This window comes from Kitasatospora sp. NBC_00039, from assembly GCF_045160625.1.
GTDB lineage: Bacteria > Actinomycetota > Actinomycetes > Streptomycetales > Streptomycetaceae > Kitasatospora.
In genome coordinates, this window is record NZ_CP108289.1 from 6,013,756 (window position 1) to 6,037,395 (window position 23,640).

Here is a 23,640-nt window from a genome sequence, read left to right on the forward strand (position 1 = left end):
CGAGGGTGATCGCGGTTCGGCGCCCGCCCGAGCGGCGGTCCCTGCGATCGTGATCCCGGAACTGCCGTGACCGACCATAGCGGTCGGACCACAGAACGCGACAGGCGCCGCAGCAGCCTCGGGGAAGAGGTCTGCTGCGGCGCCTGCCGTACTGCCTGTGCACCGCACCCGCGTGGCGAACGCAGGCCGCGTGCGGTGCGAGTCTTGGTTCTCGCCTCGGAGGTCCGGGTAGAGGGCCGGTTCTCCCGAGGTGGGTGGGGCCTGGGGCCCCGGGGGCGTCAGGCCTGGACGGCGTTGACGCGCTTGGTGATGGCCGACTTCTTGTTGGCGGCCTGGTTGGCGTGGATGACGCCCTTGCTCACGGCCTTGTCGAGCGCCTTGGAGGCGGCGCGGGCCAGCACGGCGGCCTTCTCGGTCTCGCCGGCGGCAGCGGCCTCACGGGCCTTGCGCAGAGCGGTCTTCAGCGAGGACTTGACGGCCTTGTTGCGCAGGCGCGCCTTCTCGTTGGTCTTGTTGCGCTTGATCTGGGACTTGATGTTCGCCACGAAGGAGCCTCAGTCTTGTGTGTTAAACGGTTCTGGGGGTCCCCCCGGCCGGAGAGGCTGGGGGAGGGCTGCACCGCGCGGCCGTCGGACAAGCTGAGAGGGCATGCCGAGGCCAGGTGCAGCGCCCCACGCTACCAGGGGCGTACGGCCGACCCCAAACCGGACGGCCGCCGGAAGCCCTCACGCGTCGGAGCGGGGCCCGAATCGCGTCAGGCCCGGAGCACCGGCTCCCCGTAGTGCTCGACTTCGGGGAACGGCTCGTAGAAGCGGTGCAGCAGCTCCCTCCACCGCTCGTACTCGGCCGAGCGGCGGAACCCCTCCGTGTGGTCCTCCAGCCGCTCCCACTCCACCTGGAGCAGGAACCGCGAACCGCGGCCCTCGTCCAGGCAGCGCCGCAGCTCCAGCCAGCGGAAGCCGGACTGGGCCGCGATCAGCGGCCGGGCCTCGGCGAAGGCGGCGAGGAAGGCCTCCTCCCGGCCGGGAACGACGTCGAGCAGCGCACTTTCCAGGATCATGCGACCGCATCCTGCCGCACACCCGGACGCTGGGGGAACGGCCGCCCGACGCCCGCGGGCAGGCGATCGCCCGCCACGGGAACGGCGGCCCGCCCCCACGCGGAACAGCAGCCCGCCCCCACGGGGAACAGCGGCCCGCTCCCGCGGGGAACACCCGGCCGTCCCTCCGGAAGGGCCCGGCCGGATCCCCGGGGAAGAACCGAACGGCGGCGCACGTCGCGCTCGTGGGAGTATGGGAGGAACTATTTCGATCGGACGACTGTCCGGTCCCCGGGAAACCGGTCAGCGATGACCAGGACACCCCCGGCCCCCGGACCAACGGAGAATCGGACCAAGGTGCCCGCGACCCCCAGCAATGTGCCAGAGCCCAGCCGTACCGACCCGGCGCTGATCCGCAACTTCTGCATCATCGCCCACATCGACCACGGCAAGTCGACGCTCGCAGACCGGATGCTCCAGATCACCGGTGTGGTCGACCCGCGGCAGATGCGCGCCCAGTACCTCGACCGGATGGACATCGAGCGCGAGCGCGGCATCACCATCAAGTCGCAGGCCGTCCGCCTCCCGTGGGCGCCGAACGCCGGAGCGAACGCCGGCACGACGCACATCCTCAACATGATCGACACCCCGGGCCACGTGGACTTCACGTACGAGGTGTCCCGCTCCCTCGCGGCCTGCGAGGGCACCGTCCTGGTGGTGGACGCCGCCCAGGGCATCGAGGCGCAGACCCTCGCCAACCTGTACCTGGCGCTGGAGAACGACCTCACGATCATCCCGGTGCTCAACAAGATCGACCTGCCGGCCGCCCAGCCGGAGAAGTACGCCGCGGAGATCGCGCACATCATCGGCTGCGACCCGGGGGACGTGCTCAAGGTCAGCGCCAAGACCGGCCTCGGCGTCGAGGACCTGCTCGACCACATCGTCGACAACATCCCGGCCCCGGTCGGCGTCAAGGACGCCCCGGCCCGCGCGATGATCTTCGACTCGGTGTACGACTCCTACCGCGGCGTGGTCACCTACGTCCGTGTCGTGGACGGTCAGCTCACCAAGCGCGAGCGGATCGCGATGATGTCGACCGGCGCGACCCACGAGCTGCTGGAGATCGGCGTCATCTCGCCCGAGCCGAAGGTCGCCGACGGCCTCGGTGTCGGCGAGGTGGGCTACATCATCACCGGTGTGAAGGACGTCCGGCAGTCCAAGGTCGGTGACACCATCACCTCGATGCACAAGGGTGCGACCGAGGCGCTGGGCGGCTACAAGGACCCGCGCCCGATGGTGTTCTCCGGCCTCTACCCGCTGGACGGCTCGGACTACCCGCTGCTCCGCGACGCCCTGGACAAGCTGCGGCTGAACGACGCCGCGCTGGTCTACGAGCCGGAGACGTCGGTCGCGCTGGGCTTCGGCTACCGCTGTGGCTTCCTCGGCCTGCTGCACCTGGAGATCATCCGGGAGCGGCTGGAGCGCGAGTTCAACCTCGACCTGATCTCCACCGCCCCCAACGTGGTCTACCGCGTGGTGATGGAGGACGGCTCCGAGCACACCGTCACCAACCCGAGCGAGTTCCCGACCGGCAAGATCGCCGAGGTGTTCGAGCCGGTCGTGCGCGGGACCATCCTGGCGCCGAACGAGTTCGTCGGCGCGATCATGGAGCTCTGCCAGTCCCGCCGCGGCAACCTCCAGGGCATGGACTACCTCTCCGAGGACCGGGTGGAGCTGCGCTACACCCTCCCCCTCGCGGAGATCGTCTTCGACTTCTTCGACCAGCTGAAGTCCAAGACCCGCGGCTACGCCTCGCTCGACTACGAGCCCATCGGCGAGCAGAGCGCCCAGCTGGTGAAGGTCGACATCCTGCTGCACGGCGACGCGGTGGACGCGTTCTCCGCGATCGTGCACAAGGACAAGGCCTACAACTACGGCGTGATGATGGCCGGCAAGCTGCAGAAGCTGATCCCGCGCCAGCAGTTCGAGGTGCCGATCCAGGCGGCCATCGGCTCCCGGGTGATCGCCCGTGAGACGGTCCGCGCGATCCGCAAGGACGTCCTCGCCAAGTGCTACGGCGGTGACATCTCGCGCAAGCGCAAGCTGCTGGAGAAGCAGAAGGAAGGCAAGAAGCGGATGAAGATGGTCGGCCGCGTGGAGGTCCCGCAGGAGGCCTTCATCGCCGCGCTGTCCACCGACGCCGAGGCGCCGAAGGAGAAGAAGTAACCGACGGCGCACGAGGGCCCGGGGCGATCCGCCCCGGGCCCTCGGCATGTCCGGCCGGGCCGGGGCGTCGCGCCCCGGCCCGCCGGGGTCACCGCAGCGACCACACCACGCCGTTGACGATGAGCGCCTTGGTCAGCCGTCCGGTCAGGCCGGTGAGCACGGTGGGCCGCATCGAGTCGTCGCCGTGGATCAGTTGGACCATGCCGTCCCGGCGGCCGAGGCTCAGGCACTGGACCGCGTACCGGAACGCGAAGGGCTTGTCGGTGCCCCCGGTGAGCAGCTTGCCGAGGTAGCGGCCCATCGGCTGGGCGGTGGCGCAGGCCATCCGCAGGGTGCCGGTGCCGGGGACGGTGACCTCGGCGGCGTCGCCGATCACGTGGACGTCGGGGTGCGAGACCGAGCGCAGGTGGCCGTCGACCACGGCCTGGCCGGCCGCGTTGACCGTCAGGCCGGCTTCGGCGGCCAGCGGGTGCGGCTCCAGGGCGGCGGCCCAGGCGACCACGTCGGCGGGGATCCGCCCGGCGGTGGTGTCCAGGCCGTCCGGGTCGACTGCGGTGACGGTGCTCTGCTCGTGCACCTCGACGCCGAGCCGGGCCATGACGTCCAGGACGTGGCGGCGGCCGCGGGCCGAGAACCAGCCGCCGACCTGGCCGGCGGCGACGATCCGGACCTTCCAGCCGGGGTTGGCCTCGGCGATCTCGGAGGCCAGTTCGATGCCGGTGGCGCCGCCGCCGACCACGGCGACGGTGCCGGGGCGGCCGGCGGTGCGCAGCCGCCGGCCCAGTTCGGCGGCCCGCTCGACGGGGTAGGCGTGCTCGGCGGCGCCGGGGACGCCGTGCCAGGCGGTGCGGCTGCCGAGGGCGTAGACCAGGGTGTCGTAGGGGACGGCCTCGCCGGTGTCCAGGAAGACCTTGCGGGCGTTGAGGTCGAGGGCGGTGGCGCGGGCCGCGATGTGCCGCACGCCGCGGCCGCGGACGACCTCGGCGACGGTGGGCCGGTGCGCGGGCCGGCCGGCGGCGGTCTCGTGCTGGCGGACGCGGTGCAGGAAGCGGGTTTCCGGGGCGATCAGGGTCACCCGGTTGTGCTTGCCGCCCGCCCGGGTCGCCGCACTCAGTCCCGCGTAGCCGGCGCCCAGTACGACGATCTGCTTCTCGGTCATGTCGTCCGCCTCCTTCTTAGCGCCCTCACGAAGCGCTCGCTGCGTTTTCGGGAAGGGGACGACACGGCCGGTCCAACCGTGACAGTGACCTGCGTCACACGATGTCGGGCGGGCCGGCGATCGGCGCGATCCGGGTGAGCTTCTCGGGATTGACCACGACGTACGCCTCGGTGATCCGGCCGTCGGCGACGGTGAAGGCCAGTACACCGCCGACCGCGCCGTCGGCGTCGTGCCAGAGCAGGCCCGGCTCGCCGTTGACCAGGGCGAGCGCGAGGCCCATGTCCGGGGTGAACCACTTCGCGACCAGGCCGGCGACCAGCCGGGAGACCTTGTCGGCGCCGAACACCGGGCGGGCACCGGCGGAGACGACCCCGCCGCCGTCGGAGTGCCAGACGACCTCCGGGTCGAGCACGGCGAGCAGGCCCTGGATGTCGCCACGCGTGCTCGCCGCGGCGAACGCCTCCACCGCCTGCCGGTGCTCGGAGCGGTCGGCGGTGGCGCGGCGGCCGCCGTCCTTCACCCGGCGCCGGGCCCGGGAGGCGAGCTGGCGGGTGGCCTCGGTGGAGCGGTCGAGTGAGGCGGCGATCTCGTCGAAGCCGACCGCGAACACGTCGTGCAGCACGAATGCGGCGCGTTCGGCCGGGGTGAGCTGCTCCAGGACGGCGAGCAGTGCCAGCGAGACCGACTCCCCGAGTTCGGCCAGCTCGGCGGGGGAGGCGGGGGAGTCCTGGTAGGAGACGGCCGGTTCGGGCAGCCACTCGCCGAAGTAGGCCTCCCGGCGGGCCCGGGCGGAGCCCAGCTGGTCGTAGCAGAGCCGGGTGACGATGGTGGTGAGGAAGGCCCGCGGGTCGGTGACGGCCGACTGGTCGGCGGACCGCCACCGCAGCCAGGCCTCCTGCAGTACGTCCTCGGCGTCGCTGAACGATCCGAGCAGCCGGTAGGCGACCGAGCCCAGGTAGCGCCGGTTCACCTCGAAGGCGTCCGGGGTCGCGTCCGGGCTCGACACGGCTGCCGCCGACGGGTCGTCACTCACGGGCCCCACGGTAGCGCCCGTCCCCCGGAGGACGAAGGCCGGGACACGTACGCAGGGCACGTACGCCGGGACACGCACGCAGGGACGCGGGGACGGGGACGCGGGGCCCGGCAGGCCGCCTCCGCAGCCGCGAACGCCTCCGCGGCCCGTCCCCCGGAAGGCGAAGAGCCGGAGGGGGCGCCGGCTGCCACGGCGTTCCCTCCGGCTCTTCGCCGGGCGTGCCCGGTCAGTCGACCTCGGCCACCGCCTCGGAGAACTGTGCCTTGTACAGCCGCGCGTACGCGCCGTCGACGGCGATCAGCTCGTCGTGCGTGCCCTGCTCGACGATCGAGCCGTTCTCCATCACCAGGATCACGTCGGCGTCCCGGATGGTGGAGAGCCGGTGGGCGATCACGAAGCTGGTGCGGCCGGTGCGCAGCCGGGCCATGGCGCGCTGGATCAGTACCTCGGTGCGGGTGTCGACCGAGCTGGTCGCCTCGTCCAGGACGAGGATCGACGGCTGCGCGAGGAACGCCCGGGCGATGGTGATGAGCTGCTTCTCGCCGGCGCTGACGCCGGTGCCCTCGTCGTCGATGCGGGTGTCGTAGCCGTCCGGCAGGGTGCGGACGAAGCGGTCGACGTGCGCGGCCTTGGCCGCCTCGACGACCTGCTCGCGGGTGGCGCCGTCGGCTCCGTACGCGATGTTCTCGGCGATGGTGCCGCCGAACAGCCAGGTGTCCTGGAGGACCATGCCGATGCCGGAGCGCAGGTCCTCGCGGGACATGGCGGCGATGTCCACCCCGTCGAGGGTGATCCGGCCGCCGCTGACCTCGTAGAACCGCATCAGCAGGTTGACCATGGTGGTCTTGCCGGCGCCGGTGGGGCCGACGATGGCGACTGTCTGCCCCGGTTCGACCTTGAGCGAGAGGTCCTCGATGAGGGGCTTGCCGGGGTCGTAGCGGAAGGAGACGTCCTGGAAGGCGACCCGGCCGCGGACGGCGTCGGGGCGTTCCGGCATGGCCGGCTCGGGGGTCTGCTCGGGCGCGTCCAGCAGCTCGAAGACGCGTTCGGCGGAGGCGACGCCGGACTGCACGAGGTTGGCCATGCTGGCGACCTGGGTGAGCGGCTGGCTGAACTGCCGCGAGTACTGGATGAAGGCCTGCACGTCGCCGATGGACAGCGCGCCGCTGGCCACCCGGAGCCCGCCGACCACGGCGACCAGCACGTACTGGAGGTTGCCGATCAGCATCATCGAGGGCTGGATGATCCCGGAGATGAACTGGGCCCGGAAGCTGGACTCGAAGAGCGAATCGTTGTGCTCGCGGAAGGTCTCGGCGGACTCCTTCTGCCGGCCGAAGACCTTGACCAGGGCGTGCCCGGTGTACATCTCCTCGATGTGCGCGTTCAGCTGGCCGGTGGACTTCCACTGCTGGACGAACTGCGGCTGTGCCCGCTTGCCGACCTTGGTCGCCACGACCACCGAGAGCGGCACCGAGACCAGCGCGATCACGGCGAGCAGCGGCGAGATCCAGAACATCATGGCCAGCACGCCGACCACGGTGAGCAGCGAGTTCACCACCTGGCCCATGGTCTGCTGCATGGACTGGCCGATGTTGTCGATGTCGTTGGTGACCCGGCTGAGCACCTCGCCGCGCGGCTGCTTGTCGAAGTAGCTGAGCGGCAGCCGGGCGAGCTTGGCCTCGACGTCCTGGCGCAGCCGGTAGCCGGCCCGCTGGATGGCGGTGGTGGCCAGCCGGCCCTGGACGATGCCGAAGGCGGCGGAGGCGACGTAGATCGCCAGCACCCAGAGCAGCACCGTGCCGATCGCCCCGAAGTCCATCGTCTGGCCGGGGGTGAAGTCGATCGAGGAGAGGAGGTCGGCGACCCTGCCGTCGCCGCCGGCGCGCAGGCCGTCCACGACCTGCTCCTTGGAGGTGCCGGCCGGGAACTTGCCGCCGACCACGCCGGCGAAGATCAGGTCGGTGGCGTTGCCGAGGATCTTGGGGCCGGTGACGGCGCAGCCGATGCTGAGCACGCCGAGCGTGAGGACGCCGGAGAGCAGGGCGCGTTCCGGGCGCAGCAGCTTGAGGACGCGCTTGCCGGAGCCCTTGAAGTCCATCGACTTCTCGGTGCCCTGGCCGCCCATGAACCGGCCGGGGCCGGCGGGGCCGCGGCGGGCGGCGGCGGACTGCGAGTCGCTGCGCGGCTCGCCGGGGTTCGCCGCGGCGGGGCCCGGGTCCTGTTGCTCCGGGCTCTTCGTCAGCGGCGTCTTCTTCTGCGGGGTGGTCACGCCGCCTCCTGCTCGGTGAGCTGGGAGAGCACGATCTCCCGGTACGTCGGGTTTCCGGCCATCAGCTCGCCGTGGGTGCCGCTGCCGACGACGGCGCCCTCGTCCAGGACGATGATCCGGTCGGCGTCGCGGATGGTGGAGACGCGCTGGGCGACGATCAGCACGGTGGCGTCGGAGGTCTCCCGGGCGAGCGCCTTGCGGAGCCTGGCGTCGGTGGCGTAGTCGAGTGCCGAGAAGGAGTCGTCGAACAGGTAGATGCCGGGCTTGCGGACCAGGGCGCGGGCGATCGCGAGGCGCTGGCGCTGGCCGCCGGAGAGGTTGCTGCCGCCCTGGGCGATGGGCGCGTCCAGGCCTTCGGGGAGGCGCTCGACGAACTCCCTGGCCTGGGCGACGTCGAGGGCGTGCCAGAGCTCCTCGTCGGTGGCGTCGGGCCGGCCGTAGCGCAGGTTGCTGGCGACGGTGCCGGTGAACAGGTAGGGCTTCTGCGGGACGAGGCCGACGGTCTCGGCGATGGCCTCGGGGGCGAGGTCGCGCACGTTGACGCCGTCCAGCAGGACCTGTCCGGAGGTGGAGTCGAAGAGCCGGGGGACGAGGCCGAGCAGGGTGGACTTGCCGCTGCCGGTGGAGCCGATGACGGCGGTGGTCTCGCCGGGGCGGGCGGTGATGTCGATGCCGCGCAGCACGGAGGCCTCGGCGCCCGGGTAGCGGAACTCGACGTCGCGCAGCTCCAGGTTGCCGCGGGCCAGCACCTCGGTGACCGGGGCGGACGGCGGGACGACGCTGGAGCGGGTGTCCAGCACCTCCTGGATGCGCTCGGCGCAGACCTCGGCGCGCGGCACCATCATGAACATGAAGGTGGCCATCATGACGCTCATCAGGATCTGCATCAGGTAGGACAGGAAGGCGGTCAGCGCGCCGATCTCCATGCCGCCGCTGTCGATCCGGTAGGCGCCGAACCAGAGCACGGCGATGCTGGAGACGTTCACGACCAGCATCACGAGGGGGAACATCAGCGACATCAACCGGCCGACCCGGAGCGAGACGTCGGTCAGCTCCCCGTTGGCGCCGGCGAACCGGGCCTGCTCGTGGTCGTCCTTGACGAAGGCGCGGATGACCCGGATGCCGGTGATCTGCTCGCGCAGGACCCGGTTCACGGTGTCGATCTTCGTCTGCATGCTGCGGAACTTCGGGCGCAGCGAGCGGACCAGCAGGACGACGATGGTGCCGAGCACCGGGACGACGGCGAGCAGCAGCGCGGAGAGCGGGACGTCCTGGTTGAGCGCCATGATGATGCCGCCGACGCACATGATCGGCGCGGCGACCATCAGCGTGAAGGACATCAGGACCAGCATCTGGACCTGCTGGACGTCGTTGGTGGTGCGGGTGATCAGCGAGGGGGCGCCGAACTGGCCGAGTTCGCGGGCGGAGAAGCTCTGCACCCGGTCGAAGACGGCGGCCCGGACGTCCCGGCCGACGGCCATCGCGGTGCGCGCGCCGTAGTAGACGGCGCCGATCGAGCAGAGCGCCTGGACCACGGTGACGGCGATCATCACGCCGCCCAGCTGCAGGATGGTGCCGGTGTCACCCTTCACCACGCCGTCGTCGATGATGTCGGCGTTGAGTGTGGGCAGGTACAGCAGGGCGAGCGTCGAGACCAGCTGGAGCAGTACCAGCAAGGTGATCGGTTGGGAGTAGGGGCGCAGGTAGGCCCTGAGCAGTCTGATCAGCACTGGCACACTCTTGTCGTCGGCGGTGGGATTCGCATCCCAATTCTCGTTCTTTGGTGGACTCGTACAGGCGATTCTGGGTACGCCGCCCGGATGTTTGTCCAGTCCTTTGCCCGGCGTTGCGGCGGGCCGGTTGCGGGGTGCTCCGGCGGGCTGCACCCGGCACCCGGAGGTGTGCCAGGCTGCCCCGCCCTCTTACGGAATGACCGGTTTCCCCCTAGGCTGCTGGTTGCCCCCTTGTTACTCGCCGGTATCAGTCCGGTCGACCGGGGGCCCGGCGACCGCCCCCACGGGAGCCGCGACAATCCCTCAGACGGCCACCCGCCCCCGGAGGTCCTCGTTGAGTTCCGCGCAGTCCCTGATCGACTCCGGCCGTGCCGACATCGTTGCCGCGCGTCCCGCCTCCGTCGCCCACCTGTTCCAGGAGCGGGTCGCCGCCACCCCGGCCGGTGAGGCGTACCGCTTCCCCGTCCCGGTGGACGAGCACGCGGCGGACAGTGCCCCCGGCGCCGAGCAGTGGCGCTCGCTGACCTGGGCGCAGACCGCCACCCGGGTGTACGCGGTGGCCGCAGGCCTGCTGTCGCTGGGCATCCAGGCCGAGGACCGGGTCGCGCTGGCCTCCTCCACCCGGCTGGAGTGGGTCATCGCCGACCTCGGCAACATGTGCGCGGGCGCGGCCACCACAGCCGTCTACCCGAGCACCAACGCCGACGAGACGGCGTTCATCCTCTCCGACTCCGGCTCCCGGGCCCTGTTCGCCGAGAACGCCGCCCAGCTCGCCAAGGCCGTCGCCGAGGTGGACCGGCTGCCCGAGCTGCGCACCGTCGTCCTCTTCGACGCGCCCGCCGAGGCTCCCGAGACCGGCGGGCTGAACGTGCTCACCCTGGCCGAGCTGGAGCAGCTCGGCGCCAAGTACCTGGAGCAGCACCCGGACGCCGTCGAGAAGACCATCGCCGCGCTCGACAAGGAGCAGCTGGCCACCCTCATCTACACCTCCGGCACCACCGGCCGCCCCAAGGGCGTGCGCCTGGTGCACGACTGCTGGGCGTACGAGGGGCGGGCCCAGGAGGCCAGCGGGCTGCTGGCCGCCGACGACGTGCAGTTCATGTGGCTGCCGCTGTCGCACGTCTTCGGCAAGACGCTGATCTCGGGCCAGATCGCCACCGGCCACGTGATGGCCGTGGACGGCAGGGTCGACCGGATCATCCACAACCTGCCGGTCATCCGGCCGACCGTCATGGCCTCGGCACCGCGCATCTTCGAGAAGGTCTACAACGGCATCGCCGGCAGGGCCCGGGCCGAGGGCGGCGCCAAGTACAAGATCTTCATGTGGGCGGCGCAGACCGCCCGGGAGTATGCCCGGGTCGTCCAGGAGAACCGGATCGCCACCGGTGTCGGCACCGCCCCGCTGGGCCTGCGGCTGCAGCACGCGGTCGCCGACAAGCTGGTGTTCGCCAAGATCCGGGCCGCCTTCGGCGGGCGGCTGCGCGGCGCGGTCTCCGGCAGTGCCGCGCTCGCCCCCGAGATCGGCTACTTCTTCGTCGGCGCCGGGGTGCCGATCCTGGAGGGCTACGGCCTGAGCGAGACCAGCGCCGGCTCGTCCGTCAACCGTGCGGAGGACGTCCGGGTCGGCACGGTCGGCCGTCCGCTGCCCGGCACCGAGGTCCGGATCGCCGAGGACGGCGAGATCCTGCTGCGCGGCCCGGGCATCATGCGCGGCTACCACAACCTGCCGGAGAAGACCGCCGAGGTGCTGGAGGCCGACGGCTGGTTCCACACCGAGGACATCGGCGAACTGTCCGCGGACGGCTTCCTGCGGATCACCGACCGCAAGAAGGACATGTTCAAGACCTCGGGCGGCAAGTACGTCGCGCCCAGCGAGGTCGAGGGCAAGTTCAAGGCGGTCTGCCCGTTCGTCAGCAACATCCTGGTGATCGGCAACGGCCGCAACTTCTGCACCGCGCTGATCGGCCTGGACGAGACGGTGATCATGCCGTGGGCCGCCGAGCACGGCCTGGCCGGCAAGTCCTACGCCGAGGTGGTCGCCGACCCGCAGGTGCACAAGCTGATCGACGGCTTCGTGCAGCGGCTCAACTCCGGCCTCCAGCGCTGGCAGACGATCAAGAAGTTCACCCTGCTCCCGCGCGACCTGGACATCGAGCACGGCGAGCTCACCCCGAGCCTGAAGATCAAGCGCCCGGTGGTCGAGCGGACGTACGCCGACGCCGTCACCGAGATGTACGCGGGCGCCAACGAGGCCTGAGCGGCTCCCCGCTCCCCGCCCCCTACGGCCCCGGGCCGCCCGCCCGTTTCGGGCAGGCCCGGGCCGTACGGGACACTGGGGTCATGCCCTCCGCACTCCCCGACGGCGAACCCGTGCCGTCCGACGGTTCCCTGCCCGCACACGCCCTCGCCGGGCTCGGGTCGCGGCCGTTCGGCTTCTACCTGCACGTGCCGTACTGCGCGAGCCGCTGCGGCTACTGCGACTTCAACACCTACACCGCCACCGAGCTGCGGTCCTCCGGGGCCGTCGCCTCCCAGGAGACGTACGCCGACAACGTCGTCGCGGAGATCCGGCTGGCCCGCAGGGTGCTGGGCGACGCCGACCTGCCCGTGCAGACGGTCTTCCTCGGCGGCGGCACGCCCACCCTGCTGCCCGCCCGCGACCTCGTGAAGATGCTCGCCGCCATCCGCGACGAGTTCGGGCTCGCCGAGGGCGCCGAGGTCACCACCGAGGCCAACCCCGAGTCCGTCGACCCGGCCTACCTCGCCGAGCTGCGCGCGGGCGGCTACAACCGGGTCTCCTTCGGCATGCAGAGCGCCCGCCCGCACGTGCTCCGGCTGCTCGACCGCCACCACACCCCCGGCCGCCCCGAGGCCTGCGTCGCCGAGGCCCGCGCGGCCGGCTTCGAGCACGTCAACCTGGACCTCATCTACGGCACTCCCGGCGAGTCCGACGACGACTGGCGGGCCTCCCTGGACGCCGCCATCGGCGCCGGCCCCGACCACGTCTCGGCCTACTCGCTGATCGTCGAGGACGGCACCAAGCTGGCCGCCCGGGTCAAGCGCGGCGAGCTCCCGATGATCGACGACGACGTGCACGCCGACCGCTACCTGATCGCCGAGCGGGCGCTCGCCGCCGCCGGCTACTCCTGGTACGAGGTCTCCAACTGGGCCACCACCCCGGAGGGCCGCTGCCGCCACAACGAGCTGTACTGGACCGGCGCCGACTGGTGGGGCGCCGGCCCCGGCGCACACAGCCACGTCGGCGGCGTCCGCTGGTGGAACGCCAAGCACCCCGCCGCCTACGCCCGCTCCCTCGCCGAGCAGCGCACCCCCGCCCAGGGCCGCGAACTGCTCACCGACGAGGACCGCCGGGTCGAGCGCATCCTCCTCGAACTCCGCCTCGCCGAGGGCATCCCGCTCGGCCTGCTCACCGGCACCGGCCTCAAGGCCGCCGCCCGCCACCACGAGGACGGACTCCTCGCCGCCGGGCCGTATGCCGCCGGCCGCGCCGTGCTGACCCTGCAGGGCCGTCTGCTGGCCGACGCGGTCGTCCGCGACCTGGTGGACTGACGTCCGCCGACGCGGTCCCGGCCGTCGCCCCGCCGTTCCGGACCGACGCCCGGACGCTCAGTCCGGCAGCGTCACGAAGTCGATCAGCTCCTCGACCTTCGCCAGCAGGGCCGGCTCCAGGTCCCGGTAGGAATCCACCGAGGCGAGGATGCGCTTCCAGGCGGCGGGGGTGTCCACCGGCCAGCCGAGGCGGCGGCAGATGCCCTCCTTCCACACCTCCTCGTACGGCACGTCCGGCCAGCCGGGGATGCCGACGCTGGACGGCTTCACGGCCTGCCAGACGTCGATGTAGGGGTGGCCGACGACCAGGACGGCGTCGCCGGTGACCCGGGCGGCGATCCGGTGCTCCTTGGTGCCGGGGAGCAGGTGGTCGACCAGGACGCCGAGGCGGCGGCCCGGGCCGGGGGCGAAGTCGGCGACGACCGCGGGCAGGTCGTCGATGCCCTCCAGGTACTCGACCACCACGCCCTCGATCCGCAGGTCGTCGCCCCAGACCCGCTCGACCAGCTCGGCGTCGTGCCGGCCCTCGACGTAGATCCGGGACTCCCGGGCCACCCGGGCGCGGGCGCCGGGCACGGCCACCGACCCGGAGGCGGTCCGGCCGGGGGTGCGCGCGGGCGCCGGGCCGGCGGGGCGGACCAGGGTGACCGTCCGGCCCTCCAGCAGGAAGCCGCGCGGCACCAGGGGGAAGACCCGGTGCTTGCCGAAGCGGTCCTCCAGGGTGACGGTGAAGCCCTCGGCGGTCTTCTCGCAGCGCACCACCGCCCCGCAGAATCCGGTCGCCGCCTCCTCCACCACGAGGTCGCGCTCGGCGGGCACCTCCGGGGCGGGCTGCTGCTTCTTCCACGGCGGGGTCAGGTCGGGTCCGTACTGGCGGCTGCGCATTCCCCGGAGTCTAGGAGGCGTCGGCCCGTGAACGGTGAGCCGACCGCCGGGACACCCGCCCCGTGCCCACAGGGCCACGGCGCGGCCGGGGCGGTCGCCCTCAGGGGCCCCGGGACGTCGTCGGTGGGGGCGGCGGCCGGGCGGCGGCCGGCGGATTGCGGCCGGCCGAGGTCACAGACCCGGCGCGCCCCAGACCGGGAACCAGCGGGTGAGGTCCTTCTCCAGCCGCAGGTCGTTCCCGAGCATGGCGTTGACCTGCAGCTCCAGCGGGCTGTTCCGCTTCTCCCCGCCGCCCGGCACCGGCGCGAACGGGTAGAAGGTGCCGCGCTTGTACAGGTAGACCAGCGCCAGCGGCTGCCCCTCGGCGTCGCGGAAGGCGACCAGCGAGCAGAGCAACTGCGGCCCGAAGCCGTTCGCCTCCAGCTCGCTGTTGACCGCGTGCAGGTCGTTGACCAGCTCCGGCAGCTCCTCGGGCGTGTGCCGGGCGAGCAGCCAGGAGTACCCGTACGCGTCCTTGGAGGCCTCCACCGGGACGCCGCCGCGCTCGGTGTCGGCGTCCAGCAGCGCCCGTACCTGCCGCTCGACCTCGCCGAATGCCCCGCCCTCGACGGAGGCGAAGCAGACCGATCCGACGCCGGTGGGCCGGAAGCCGGAGGCCGCCTCCAGGGTCAGCGCGGCGGACGGTACGCCGAACAGCTGGTCGAGGTCGGGCCTGACCGGCTTGGTGCGGCCGAACAGCGTGTCCAGGAATCCCACGGCGGTCCCTTCCGGAGGTGGTCCGGCTCGCCGGAGCGGCCCGGCGGCCGGAGGCGGTTCAGCGGCCGAGCTGGGCCGAGATCTTCGCCAGCTGCGCCAGCCGCTGCTCCAGCGGCGGGTGGGTGGAGAGCAGCTGCGAGGCGGCGTCCCGGGCGCTCAGCGCCGGGGCGAAGTAGAAGGCGTTGTACGCCTGCGCCTGGCGCAGGTCCTTGGTCGGGATCGCGGCGATCTGGCCGGTCACCTTGGTCAGTGCCGAGGCGAGCGCGCTGGGCCGGCCGGTGAGCTGGGCGGCCGCCCGGTCGGCGGCCAGCTCCCGGTAGCGGGAGAGCAGCCGGGTCAGCAGGAAGCTGATCGCGTAGACCACGACCGAGACCAGCGGGATGACCAGCGCGGCGATCGCGGCGTTGGAGTCGTTGCTGTTCCGGGCGCCGCCCATGAAGCCGCCGTACATCGCGATCCGGGTCATCGCCCCGGCCAGCACCCCGAGGAACCCGGCGATGGTCATCACCGCGACGTCCCGGTGGGCGACGTGCGACAGCTCGTGCGCGAGCACGCCCTCCAGCTCCTCCGGCTCCAGCCGCCGCAGCAGCCCGGTGGTGACGCAGACCACGGCGTTCTGGGGGTTGCGGCCGGTCGCGAAGGCGTTCGGCATGTCGTTGTCGGCGACCGCCACCCGGGGTTTGGGCATGTCGGCGAGTGCGCAGAGCCGGTCGACGGTGCCGTGCAGCTGGGGGTACTGCTCCGGGGTGACCCGGTGGGCGCCCATCGCCCGTTCGGTGATCTTGTCGCTGAACCAGAACTGCGCGACGAACAGCCCGCCCGAGATCAGCACGATCAGCGGCCAGGCCCCGCGCAGCAGTGCGATCAGCAGACCGGTGAAACCGACGTACAACAGCCCGATCACGAACATCGTCCCGACCATCCGGCCGGTCAGGCCGCGGTCCGGTGCGAAGCGGGTGTGCTGGCCCGAGGTCGACATCTCTGCTCCTCTGTTCGCCGTCCGCTATCGATGCTGCCACCCGGACGGGCGCGGGGCATCACCCGCGCGCCGCGGACTGCAAGCAGGATCACTGTGGCCGGGCCGTTCCTGCCGTCGGACCCGGGCCTTACACTGGCAGGTACGGTTCTGGCACTCGTGTGTTCAGAGTGCCAAAGCCGGGGCCCGCCAGTGGGGTCCGCAGCGAGACACACGGACACATGTCACATCGGACAACGTGCGAAGACGGAGGTGCGTGCCCCATGGCCGGTGAGGTCCGCCAGCTCGACGACCGCAAGCTCGCGGTCCTTCGCGCCATCGTCCAGGACTACGTGGGCACCGAGGAGCCGGTCGGTTCCAAGGCCCTCGTGGAGCGGCACAGCCTGGGCGTGTCCCCGGCCACCGTCCGCAACGACATGGCGGCGCTGGAGGAGGACGGCTACATCCACCAGCCGCACACCAGCGCCGGGCGGATCCCCACGGACAAGGGGTACCGCCTGTTCGTCGACCGGCTGGCCGAGGTCAAGCCGATGAGCGCGCCCGAGCGGCGGGCGATCCGGCACTTCCTGGACGGCGCGGTCGACCTGGACGACGTGGTCGCCCGGACGGTCCGGCTGCTCGCCCAGCTCACCCGGCAGGTCGCGGTGGTCCAGTACCCCTCGCTCTCCCGGTCCACCGTGCGCCACATCGAACTGGTGGCGCTGGCCCCGGCCAAGGTGATGCTCGTCCTGATCACCAACACCGGCCGGGTCGAGCAGCGGCTCGTGGACTGCCCGGGCACGGTCGGCGAGACCGTCCTGGCGGACCTGCGCGCCAAGATCAACACCAGGGCCGTCGGGCAGCGCCTGCCCGACGTCCCGGAGCTGCTGGACGAGCTGCCGTCCCAGTTCGAGGCGGCCGACCGGCCGGCCGTCACCACCGTCCTGGCGACGCTCTTCGAGGCGCTCGCCGAGCAGAACGAGGAGCGGATCATGCTGGCCGGCACGGCCAACCTGACCCGCTTCGGGCACGACTTCCCGCTCACCATCCAGCCGGTGCTGGAGGCGCTGGAGGAGCAGGTCGTCCTGCTCCGCCTCCTGGGTGAGACGGCCGACGCCGGGATGACGGTCCGGATCGGCCGGGAAAACGCGTACGAAGGGCTCAATTCCACCTCGATCGTCTCCGTGGGCTACGGTTCGGGCGACGAGAGCGTGGCCAAGCTGGGTGTGATCGGTCCGACCCGGATGGACTACCCGGGCACAATGGGGGCGGTGCGAGCGGTGGCACGGTACGTGGGCCAGATCCTGGCCGAGTCGTAGGAACGGCCACCATCGGACATCCGATGGTGGTACCAGTCGCAAGCACTTCAACAGGCGGAACAAGCGGAGCATTTGGTGGCCACGGACTACTACGCGGTACTCGGCGTCCGGCGGGATGCGGGGCAGGACGAGATCAAGAAGGCGTTCCGGCGCCTGGCACGCGAACTGCACCCGGACGTCAACCCGGACCCGAAGACGCAGGAGCGGTTCAAGGAGATCAACGCCGCCTACGAGGTGCTCTCCGATCCGCAGAAGCGTCAGGTCTACGACCTCGGCGGCGACCCCCTGTCGCCCAACGGCGGCGGTGCGGGCGGCTTCGGCGCGGGCGCGGCGGGCTTCGGCTTCTCCGACATCATGGACGCCTTCTTCGGCGCCGCCTCCGGCCAGCGCGGCCCGCGCTCCCGGACGAGGCGCGGCCAGGACGCCATGATCCGGCTGGAGATCACCCTGGAGGAGGCCGCCTTCGGCACCACCAAGGAACTCCAGGTCGACACGGCCGTCACCTGCACCACCTGCAGCGGCGAGGGCGCGGCCCCCGGTACCTCCGCGCAGACCTGTGACATGTGCCGCGGCAAGGGCGAGGTCTCCCAGGTCACCCGGTCCTTCCTGGGCCAGGTCATGACCTCCCGCCCCTGCCCGCAGTGCCAGGGCTTCGGCACCGTCGTGCCGACCCCGTGCCCGGAGTGCGCCGGCGACGGCCGTGTCCGCGCCCGCCGCACGCTGACCGTCAAGATCCCGGCCGGTGTCGACAACGGCACCCGGATCCAGCTGGCCGGCGAGGGCGAGGTCGGCCCCGGCGGAGGCCCCGCCGGCGACCTCTACGTCGAGATCGCCGAGACCAGCCACACGGTGTTCCAGCGGCGCGGCGACGACCTGCACTGCACCGTCACCATCCCGATGACGGCCGCCTCGCTCGGCACCCAGGTGCCGCTGCAGACCCTGGACGGGCTGGAGGAGGTCGACATCCGGCCCGGCACCCAGTCGGGCCAGTCGATCCCGCTGCACGGCCGTGGCATCACCCACCTGCGCGGCGGCGGCCGGGGCGACCTGATAGTGCATGTCGAGGTGCAGACGCCCACCAAGCTCGACGCCGAGCAGGAGGAGCTGCTGCGTCGCCTCGCGGTGCTGCGCGGCGAGGAACGGCCCTCGGGCCAGTTCGCGCCGGGCCAGCAGGGGCTGTTCTCCCGCCTGAAGGACGCCTTCAACGGCCGCTGACCGCACCGGCGCCCGGTGACCCGGACGGGGTCACCGGGCGCCGTCGTTCCACCGCACAGAGACCTCAGGGAACCCCATGACCGCGCCCGTGTTCGTCGTCGAGACCACGCAGCTCGCCACCGCCGCCCCCGGCGCGGTGGTCCGGCTGGACGGTCCGGAGGGGCGGCACGCCGCCGCCGTGAAGCGGCTGGAGCCCGGCGAGGCGGTGACCCTCGCGGACGGGCTGGGCCTCGGCGTGGACGGCACGGTGGCGGCGGTGCACGGCAAGGACGCCGTCGACGTGACGGTGGCCGCCGTCCGGCGGGAGCCCGAGCCGTCGCCGCGGATCGTCGTCGTCCAGGCGCTGCCCAAGGGCGACCGCGGCGAGCTGGCCGTGGAGACCATGACCGAGGTCGGCGTGGACGTGGTGATCCCCTGGGCCGCCTCGCGCTGCATCACCCAGTGGAAGGGCGAGCGCGGCGCCAAGGCGCTCGCCAAGTGGCGGGCCACCGCCCGCGAGGCGGGTAAGCAGTCCCGCCGGCTGCGCTTCCCCGAGGTCCGCGATCCGGTGACCACCAGGCAGCTGGCGCCCGTCCTGGCCGGTGCCGCGCTCGCCGCGGTGCTGCACGAGGAGGGCGCCGAGCCGCTGGCCGGTGCCGCCCTGCCGGCGGGCGGGGACATCGTGCTGGTGGTCGGCCCCGAGGGCGGGGTCTCCCCGGACGAGCTGGCCGCCTTCGCCGAGGCCGGCGCCAGGCCGTACCGGCTCGGCCCGTCGGTGCTGCGCACCTCGACGGCGGGCGTGGCCGCCGGCGCCCTCCTGCTGGGCCGCACCGGCCGCTGGAGCTGAGCCGCCAGGCTCGCGGCCGCGCGCCCCGGCGGCGTGGAGGGGTGTCCCCCACACGGGTCGCCTGTTGCGGAAAACCCGGGTGCATCGTGTGCGGACCTGCCTAGGCTGACCATGTGAGCGAATCTCCGAGCACCCCTGCCGGCGCCTACCTGCGCCACCCGCATCTGCACGGTGACCTGGTCACCTTCGTGGCCGAGAACGACGTCTGGCTCGCCCCGCTGGACGGCGGCCGGGCCTGGCGGCTGACGGCCGACCACGTCCCGGTCCGAAGGCCGCGGTTCTCCCCGGACGGGCGGTACATCGCCTTCACCTCCACCCGGGACGGCGCGCCCGAGGTGCACCTCGCGCCGGTGGACGGCGGCCCGTCCCGGCGGCTGACGTACTGGGGCAGCGACCAGACCCAGGTACAGGGCTGGACGGCCGACGGCCGCCCGATCGCCACCACCACCGCCGGGCAGGCCACCCTGCGCCGCACCTGGGCGCACGCCGTGCCGCTGGACGGCGGCGAGCCGGTCCGGCTGCCGTACGGGCCGGTCGGGGGCCTGGCGTTCGAGCCGGACGGCACGGGGGCGTCCCCGGCCGGAGGCGGGGGGAGGGTGCTGCTGGTCTCGGCGAACAACCGGGACCCGGCCTGGTGGAAGCGGTACCGGGGCGGCCAGGCCGGCAAGCTCTGGATCGGCCGCGACGAGTTCGTCCGCGTCCACGAGGAGTTGGACGGACAGCTCGACTCCCCGCTCTGGGTCGGCGGGCCGGGCGCGTCCAGAATCGCCTTCCTCTCGGACCACGAGGGCGTCGGCGAGCTGTACTCCAGCCTCCCGGACGGCACCGACCTGCGCCGTCACACCACCTCCCCGGAGGGCTTCTACGCCCGCAACGCCGCCACCGACGGCACCCGGGTGGTCTGGCACCGGGCCGGTGACCTCTGGCTGCTGGACAACCTGGACGGCCCGGACAATCCGGACGGCACGGGCGGGCCGGACGGCGCCGGGCCGCGCCGGCTGGACGTCCGGCTGGCGGGGCCGCGGGCCGGGCGCCGGCCGCGCCCGGTCTCGGCCGCGCACTGGCTGGAGAGCGCCGCGCCCGACCGCACCGGCCGGGCCGGCGCCGTGGTGGTCCGCGGCACCGTGCACTGGCTGACCCACCGGGAGGGTCCCGCCCGGGTGCTGGACGAGACGCCCGGCGTGCGCGGCCGGCTGGCCCGGGTGGTGCCGGGCGAGGACAGCGGGCAGGGCGTGCTCTGGGTGACCGACGCCGAGGGCGACGACGCGCTGGAGTACGCGCCGGCCGTGCTGGGCGCCGAGCGCCGCCGGCTGGCCGCCGGGCAGCTCGGCCGGGTCCGCGCCCTGGTGGTCTCGCCGGACGGCAAGCAGGCGGCGGTCGGCTCGCACGACGGCCGGGTGCTGCTGGTCACGCTCGCCGACGGTGTCGTGCACGAGCTGGCCCTCAGCACGGACGGCGAGGTCAGCGGGCTGACGTTCAGCCCGGACTCGGCCTGGCTGGCCTGGTCGCAGCCGGCGGCGGGCCTGGGCGCCTTCTCGTTGCGGCAGATCGCGCTGGCCAACCTGGCCACCCGGACGGTCGGCGAGGTCACCCCGGCACGGTTCTTCGACAGCTCGCCGGCGTTCACCGCCGACGGCAAGCACCTGGCGTTCCTCTCGGTGCGCAACTTCGACCCGGTCTACGACTCGCACGTCTTCGACCTGTCGTTCCCCAACGGCTGCCGCCCCTACCTGGTCACGCTGGCCGCCGACACGCCGTCCCCGTTCGGGCCGCAGCGGGCCGGTCGCCCGGTCGGCGGCGAGGAGGACGAGCCGAGGGGCAAGAAGGCGGACGGCGAGGAGGGCGCCGCCGACGCTCCGCCGGCCACCCGGGTCGACCTGGACGGCATCGCCGACCGGATCATCCCCTTCCCGGTCGAGGGCGGCCGGTTCGGCTCGCTGAAGGCGGCCAAGGACGGCGTGCTCTGGACGAGGATCCCGCTGATCGGCGAACTCGGCGACGAGGCGGCCTCCCTGGAGGACGAGCGGCCGCGCCCGGCGCTGGAGCGGTTCGACTTCCGCAAGCGCCGCGCCGAGCAACTGGTCGACGGCCTGGACGGGTTCGCGGTCAGCGGCGACGGCTCCCGGCTGGCCGTCCTGGACGAGGGCGAGCTGCGGATCGTCCCCGCCGACCACAAGGCGGCCGGTGAGGACGACGAGATCGACGTCGACCTCGCCCGGCTGCGGGTCACCGTCGACCCGGAGGCCGAGTGGCGGCAGATGTACGACGAGAACGGCCGCCTGATGCGCGACAACTTCTGGCGCCCGGACCTCGCCGGTGTCGACTGGGCCGGCGTGCTGGCGCGCTACCGGCCGCTGGTGGAGCGGCTCGGCTCCAAGGACGACCTCGTGGACCTCCTCTGGGAGGTGCACGGCGAGCTGGGTACGTCGCACGCCTACGTCATCGCGCACGGCGTCCACACCGAGGCGGCCCGCCGCCAGGGGAAGCTCGGCGCCGACCTGGTCAAGGACGGCGACGTCTGGCGGATCGCCCGGATCCTGCCCGGAGAGTCCTCCGACCCGCGGGCCCGCTCGCCGCTGGCCGCGCCGGGCGCCGCCGTCCGCCCGGGCGACGCGATCCTCGCCGTCAACGGCCGCCCGGTCGACCCGGTCACCGGCCCGGCGCCGCTGCTGGCCGGCACCGCCGGGCAGCCGGTCGAGCTGACCGTGGCCGGCAAGGACGGCACCGACCAGCGCCACCCGGTGGTCGTCCCGCTCGCCGACGACGAGCCGCTGCGCTACCACGACTGGGTGGCCGGCCGCCGGTCCGCCGTCCGCGAGCTGTCCGGCGGCCGGCTCGGCTACCTGCACGTCCCCGACATGCAGGTGGCCGGCTGGGCACAGATCCACCGCGACCTGCGGTCGGAGATGGCCAAGGAGGGCGTGATCGTCGACATCAGGGAGAACCGCGGCGGCCACACCTCGCAGCTGGTGATCGAGAAGCTGGCCCGCCGGATCGTCGGCTGGGACGTCGCCCGGGACATCGCCAGCCCGGTGCCGTACCCCGCGGACGCCCCGCGCGGGCCGGTGGTGGCGCTGGCCGACGAGTACTCCGGCTCGGACGGCGACATCGTCAACGCCGCGATCCAGGCACTGAAGATCGGCCCGGTGGTCGGCACCCGGACGTGGGGCGGGGTGATCGGCATCGACAGCCGGTACAGCCTGGTCGACGGCACCCTGGTCACCCAGCCCAAGTACGCCTTCTGGATGGAGGGCTACGGCTGGGGCGTGGAGAACCACGGCGTCGACCCGGACGTCGAGGTGCCGATCGCGCCGCACCAGCACGCGGCGGGGGAGGACCCGCAGCTCGCCGAGGGCGTCCGGATCGCCCTGGCCGCGCTGGCCGGGAGCCCGGCCAGGACGGCGCCGCCGCTGCCCTGGGCGTAGCGGCCGGAGGCCGCGCGCAGCGCTGTGGCGTGGGAGGCCGTCCGGACGGCCTCCCACGCCGGGGCTGGGTAGGATGCGGGGCTGTTCTTGATCAAGTCCGATCGTCGGCCGATCGACAGCTCACGGGGGAGCACATGGCACAGGGCTATCCGCAGCCGCAGTACGGCGGGCAACAGCCGTACGGGCAGCAGCCGGGGTACGGGCAGCAGCCGGGGTACGGGCAACCGCCGTACGGGCAGCAGCCGCAGTACGGCGGGCAACAGCCGTACGGGCACCAGCCGGGGTACGGGCAGCCGCATTACGGCCGGCCGCCGGTCCACGGGAACCCCTACGGCGGGCAGCCCCAAGGGCAGCAGCACCCCTACGCCGGGCACGTGCCCAGGCCGAAGGAGGCTAGCGGCTTCCGGCGCTTCCCCGCCGTCGTCATCGACTGCCTGCTCGCGGTCGCCCTGGGCTTCGTCGCGGCCAAGGCCGCCGGCGGTCCGAAGACCGTCCACGGCGGTGCCTACCTCGGCGCCCTGCTCGGCGTCGGTTTCGGCGTCTCCTACGTCAACCAGGTGCTGCTCGCCCGGCTCACCGGCTTCAGCGTGGGCAAGGGGATCATGGCCCTCCGGGTGATCCGCAAGAAGGACGTCAGCCGGCCGCACACCTGGCGGCTCACCAAGCGCTGGATGATCGGCTTCGTCATCCTCGCGATCTCGCTGCTCACCGAGGACTTCGAGGACGAGGGCGAGGTCCTCGCGGTCCGCGTGGTCCGCTGGAAGCACCTGCGCGAGTACCAGCAGGCGACCGGCCGGCTCGGCTAGCATGCGGCCGTACGCCCCGACCGACACCGTGCGACACGACACCGTGAGACACCGCGAGGAGACCCCGATGGCCGGCGAGCCGCAGCCCGACTGCCTGTTCTGCAAGATCGTGGCCGGCGAGATCCCGGCCACCGTGGTGCGCAAGACCGAGCGCATCCTCGCCTTCCGGGACATCGCCCCGAAGGCCCCGACCCACGTCCTGGTCATCCCGCACGTCCACTACCCGAACGCCGCCGAACTGGCCGCCGCCGAGCCGCAGATCGCCGGCGAGCTGCTGGCCGAGGCCGGCCGGGTCGCCGAGGACGAGGGCATCAAGGACTACCGGCTGATCTTCAACACCGGCGCCGGCGCGGGCCAGACCGTCTTCCACGCCCACGTCCACGTGCTCGGCGGGATCCCGATGACCGAGCGCATGGTCTGACCG

18 protein-coding genes are annotated in these 23,640 nt (G+C 72.7%); 9 read left to right on the forward strand and 9 right to left on the reverse strand.

What is annotated here, in order from left to right:
* Positions 1–278: 278 nt before the first annotated feature.
* A complete protein-coding gene (rpsT, locus tag OG286_RS26705) occupies positions 279–545 on the reverse strand; it encodes a 30S ribosomal protein S20 (protein WP_363607500.1) in 267 nt (88 codons plus the stop codon).
* A 209-nt stretch (positions 546–754) separates the two neighbouring features.
* A complete protein-coding gene (locus tag OG286_RS26710) occupies positions 755–1,060 on the reverse strand; it encodes an antibiotic biosynthesis monooxygenase family protein (protein ID WP_405359777.1) in 306 nt (101 codons plus the stop codon).
* A 336-nt stretch (positions 1,061–1,396) separates the two neighbouring features.
* Between OG286_RS26710 and lepA the strand changes: the two genes are divergently transcribed.
* Positions 1,397–3,265, forward strand: coding sequence for a translation elongation factor 4 (lepA, locus tag OG286_RS26715; RefSeq protein WP_396323208.1), 1,869 nt, complete (start codon positions 1,397–1,399; stop codon positions 3,263–3,265).
* 88 nt (positions 3,266–3,353) lie between these two features.
* Here lepA and OG286_RS26720 read toward each other — a convergent pair whose 3' ends face one another.
* From OG286_RS26720 to OG286_RS26735, 4 genes are all read right to left on the reverse strand, one after another.
* Positions 3,354–4,424 (reverse strand): NAD(P)/FAD-dependent oxidoreductase, encoded by a 1,071-nt coding sequence (locus OG286_RS26720; protein WP_396323209.1) that lies wholly within the window; start codon positions 4,422–4,424, stop codon positions 3,354–3,356.
* A gap of 94 nt (positions 4,425–4,518) precedes the next feature.
* The gene (gene sigJ / locus OG286_RS26725) at positions 4,519–5,457 is read right to left on the reverse strand and encodes an RNA polymerase sigma factor SigJ (RefSeq protein ID WP_396323210.1); all 939 of its coding nucleotides are present in this window, start codon (positions 5,455–5,457) and stop codon (positions 4,519–4,521) included.
* A 226-nt stretch (positions 5,458–5,683) separates the two neighbouring features.
* Complete coding sequence (locus tag OG286_RS26730; protein ID WP_396323280.1) at positions 5,684–7,582, reverse strand: ABC transporter ATP-binding protein; 1,899 nt, start codon at positions 7,580–7,582, stop codon at positions 5,684–5,686.
* A 140-nt stretch (positions 7,583–7,722) separates the two neighbouring features.
* Positions 7,723–9,456 (reverse strand): ABC transporter ATP-binding protein, encoded by a 1,734-nt coding sequence (locus OG286_RS26735; protein WP_396323211.1) that lies wholly within the window; start codon positions 9,454–9,456, stop codon positions 7,723–7,725.
* Between the two features lie 337 nt (positions 9,457–9,793).
* On the opposite strand from OG286_RS26735, the gene OG286_RS26740 reads away from it, so the two are divergent.
* Both OG286_RS26740 and hemW read left to right on the forward strand, forming a co-directional pair.
* Positions 9,794–11,716, forward strand: a complete 1,923-nt coding sequence (locus OG286_RS26740) for an AMP-dependent synthetase/ligase (RefSeq protein WP_396323212.1) — start codon at positions 9,794–9,796, stop codon at positions 11,714–11,716.
* Positions 11,717–11,799: 83 nt separating this feature from the next.
* Positions 11,800–13,029: a radical SAM family heme chaperone HemW gene (gene hemW, locus OG286_RS26745; protein WP_396323213.1), complete on the forward strand. Its 1,230-nt coding sequence runs from the start codon at positions 11,800–11,802 to the stop codon at positions 13,027–13,029.
* Between the two features lie 57 nt (positions 13,030–13,086).
* On the opposite strand, the gene OG286_RS26750 is transcribed toward hemW, so the two are convergent.
* The 3 genes from OG286_RS26750 to htpX all read right to left on the reverse strand — a co-directional run bounded on the left by OG286_RS26750 (position 13,087) and on the right by htpX (position 15,649).
* A complete protein-coding gene (locus OG286_RS26750; protein ID WP_396323214.1) occupies positions 13,087–13,914 on the reverse strand; it encodes a DUF3097 domain-containing protein in 828 nt (275 codons plus the stop codon).
* Between the two features lie 171 nt (positions 13,915–14,085).
* A complete protein-coding gene (locus OG286_RS26755) occupies positions 14,086–14,670 on the reverse strand; it encodes a PspA-associated protein PspAB (protein ID WP_396323215.1) in 585 nt (194 codons plus the stop codon).
* 58 nt (positions 14,671–14,728) lie between these two features.
* Positions 14,729–15,649: a zinc metalloprotease HtpX gene (htpX, locus tag OG286_RS26760; RefSeq protein ID WP_396323216.1), complete on the reverse strand. Its 921-nt coding sequence runs from the start codon at positions 15,647–15,649 to the stop codon at positions 14,729–14,731.
* 260 nt (positions 15,650–15,909) lie between these two features.
* Here htpX and hrcA point away from each other — a divergent pair, with 260 nt between their 5' ends.
* The 6 genes from hrcA (at position 15,910) to OG286_RS26790 (ending at position 23,637) form a co-directional block, all read left to right on the forward strand.
* Positions 15,910–16,944, forward strand: a complete 1,035-nt coding sequence (hrcA, locus tag OG286_RS26765; protein ID WP_396323217.1) for a heat-inducible transcriptional repressor HrcA — start codon at positions 15,910–15,912, stop codon at positions 16,942–16,944.
* Between the two features lie 75 nt (positions 16,945–17,019).
* Complete coding sequence (gene dnaJ, locus OG286_RS26770; RefSeq protein ID WP_396323218.1) at positions 17,020–18,159, forward strand: molecular chaperone DnaJ; 1,140 nt, start codon at positions 17,020–17,022, stop codon at positions 18,157–18,159.
* Positions 18,160–18,235: 76 nt separating this feature from the next.
* Positions 18,236–18,985 (forward strand): 16S rRNA (uracil(1498)-N(3))-methyltransferase, encoded by a 750-nt coding sequence (locus OG286_RS26775; protein WP_396323219.1) that lies wholly within the window; start codon positions 18,236–18,238, stop codon positions 18,983–18,985.
* Positions 18,986–19,098: 113 nt separating this feature from the next.
* Positions 19,099–22,410 carry a PDZ domain-containing protein gene (locus tag OG286_RS26780; protein ID WP_405365822.1) on the forward strand — a complete coding sequence of 1,104 codons (3,312 nt, stop codon included), beginning with the start codon at positions 19,099–19,101 and terminating at the stop codon, positions 22,408–22,410.
* 134 nt (positions 22,411–22,544) lie between these two features.
* Positions 22,545–23,216: an RDD family protein gene (locus OG286_RS26785; RefSeq protein ID WP_396323221.1), complete on the forward strand. Its 672-nt coding sequence runs from the start codon at positions 22,545–22,547 to the stop codon at positions 23,214–23,216.
* Positions 23,217–23,283: 67 nt separating this feature from the next.
* Positions 23,284–23,637: a histidine triad nucleotide-binding protein gene (locus OG286_RS26790; protein WP_396323222.1), complete on the forward strand. Its 354-nt coding sequence runs from the start codon at positions 23,284–23,286 to the stop codon at positions 23,635–23,637.
* Positions 23,638–23,640 lie beyond the last annotated feature (3 nt).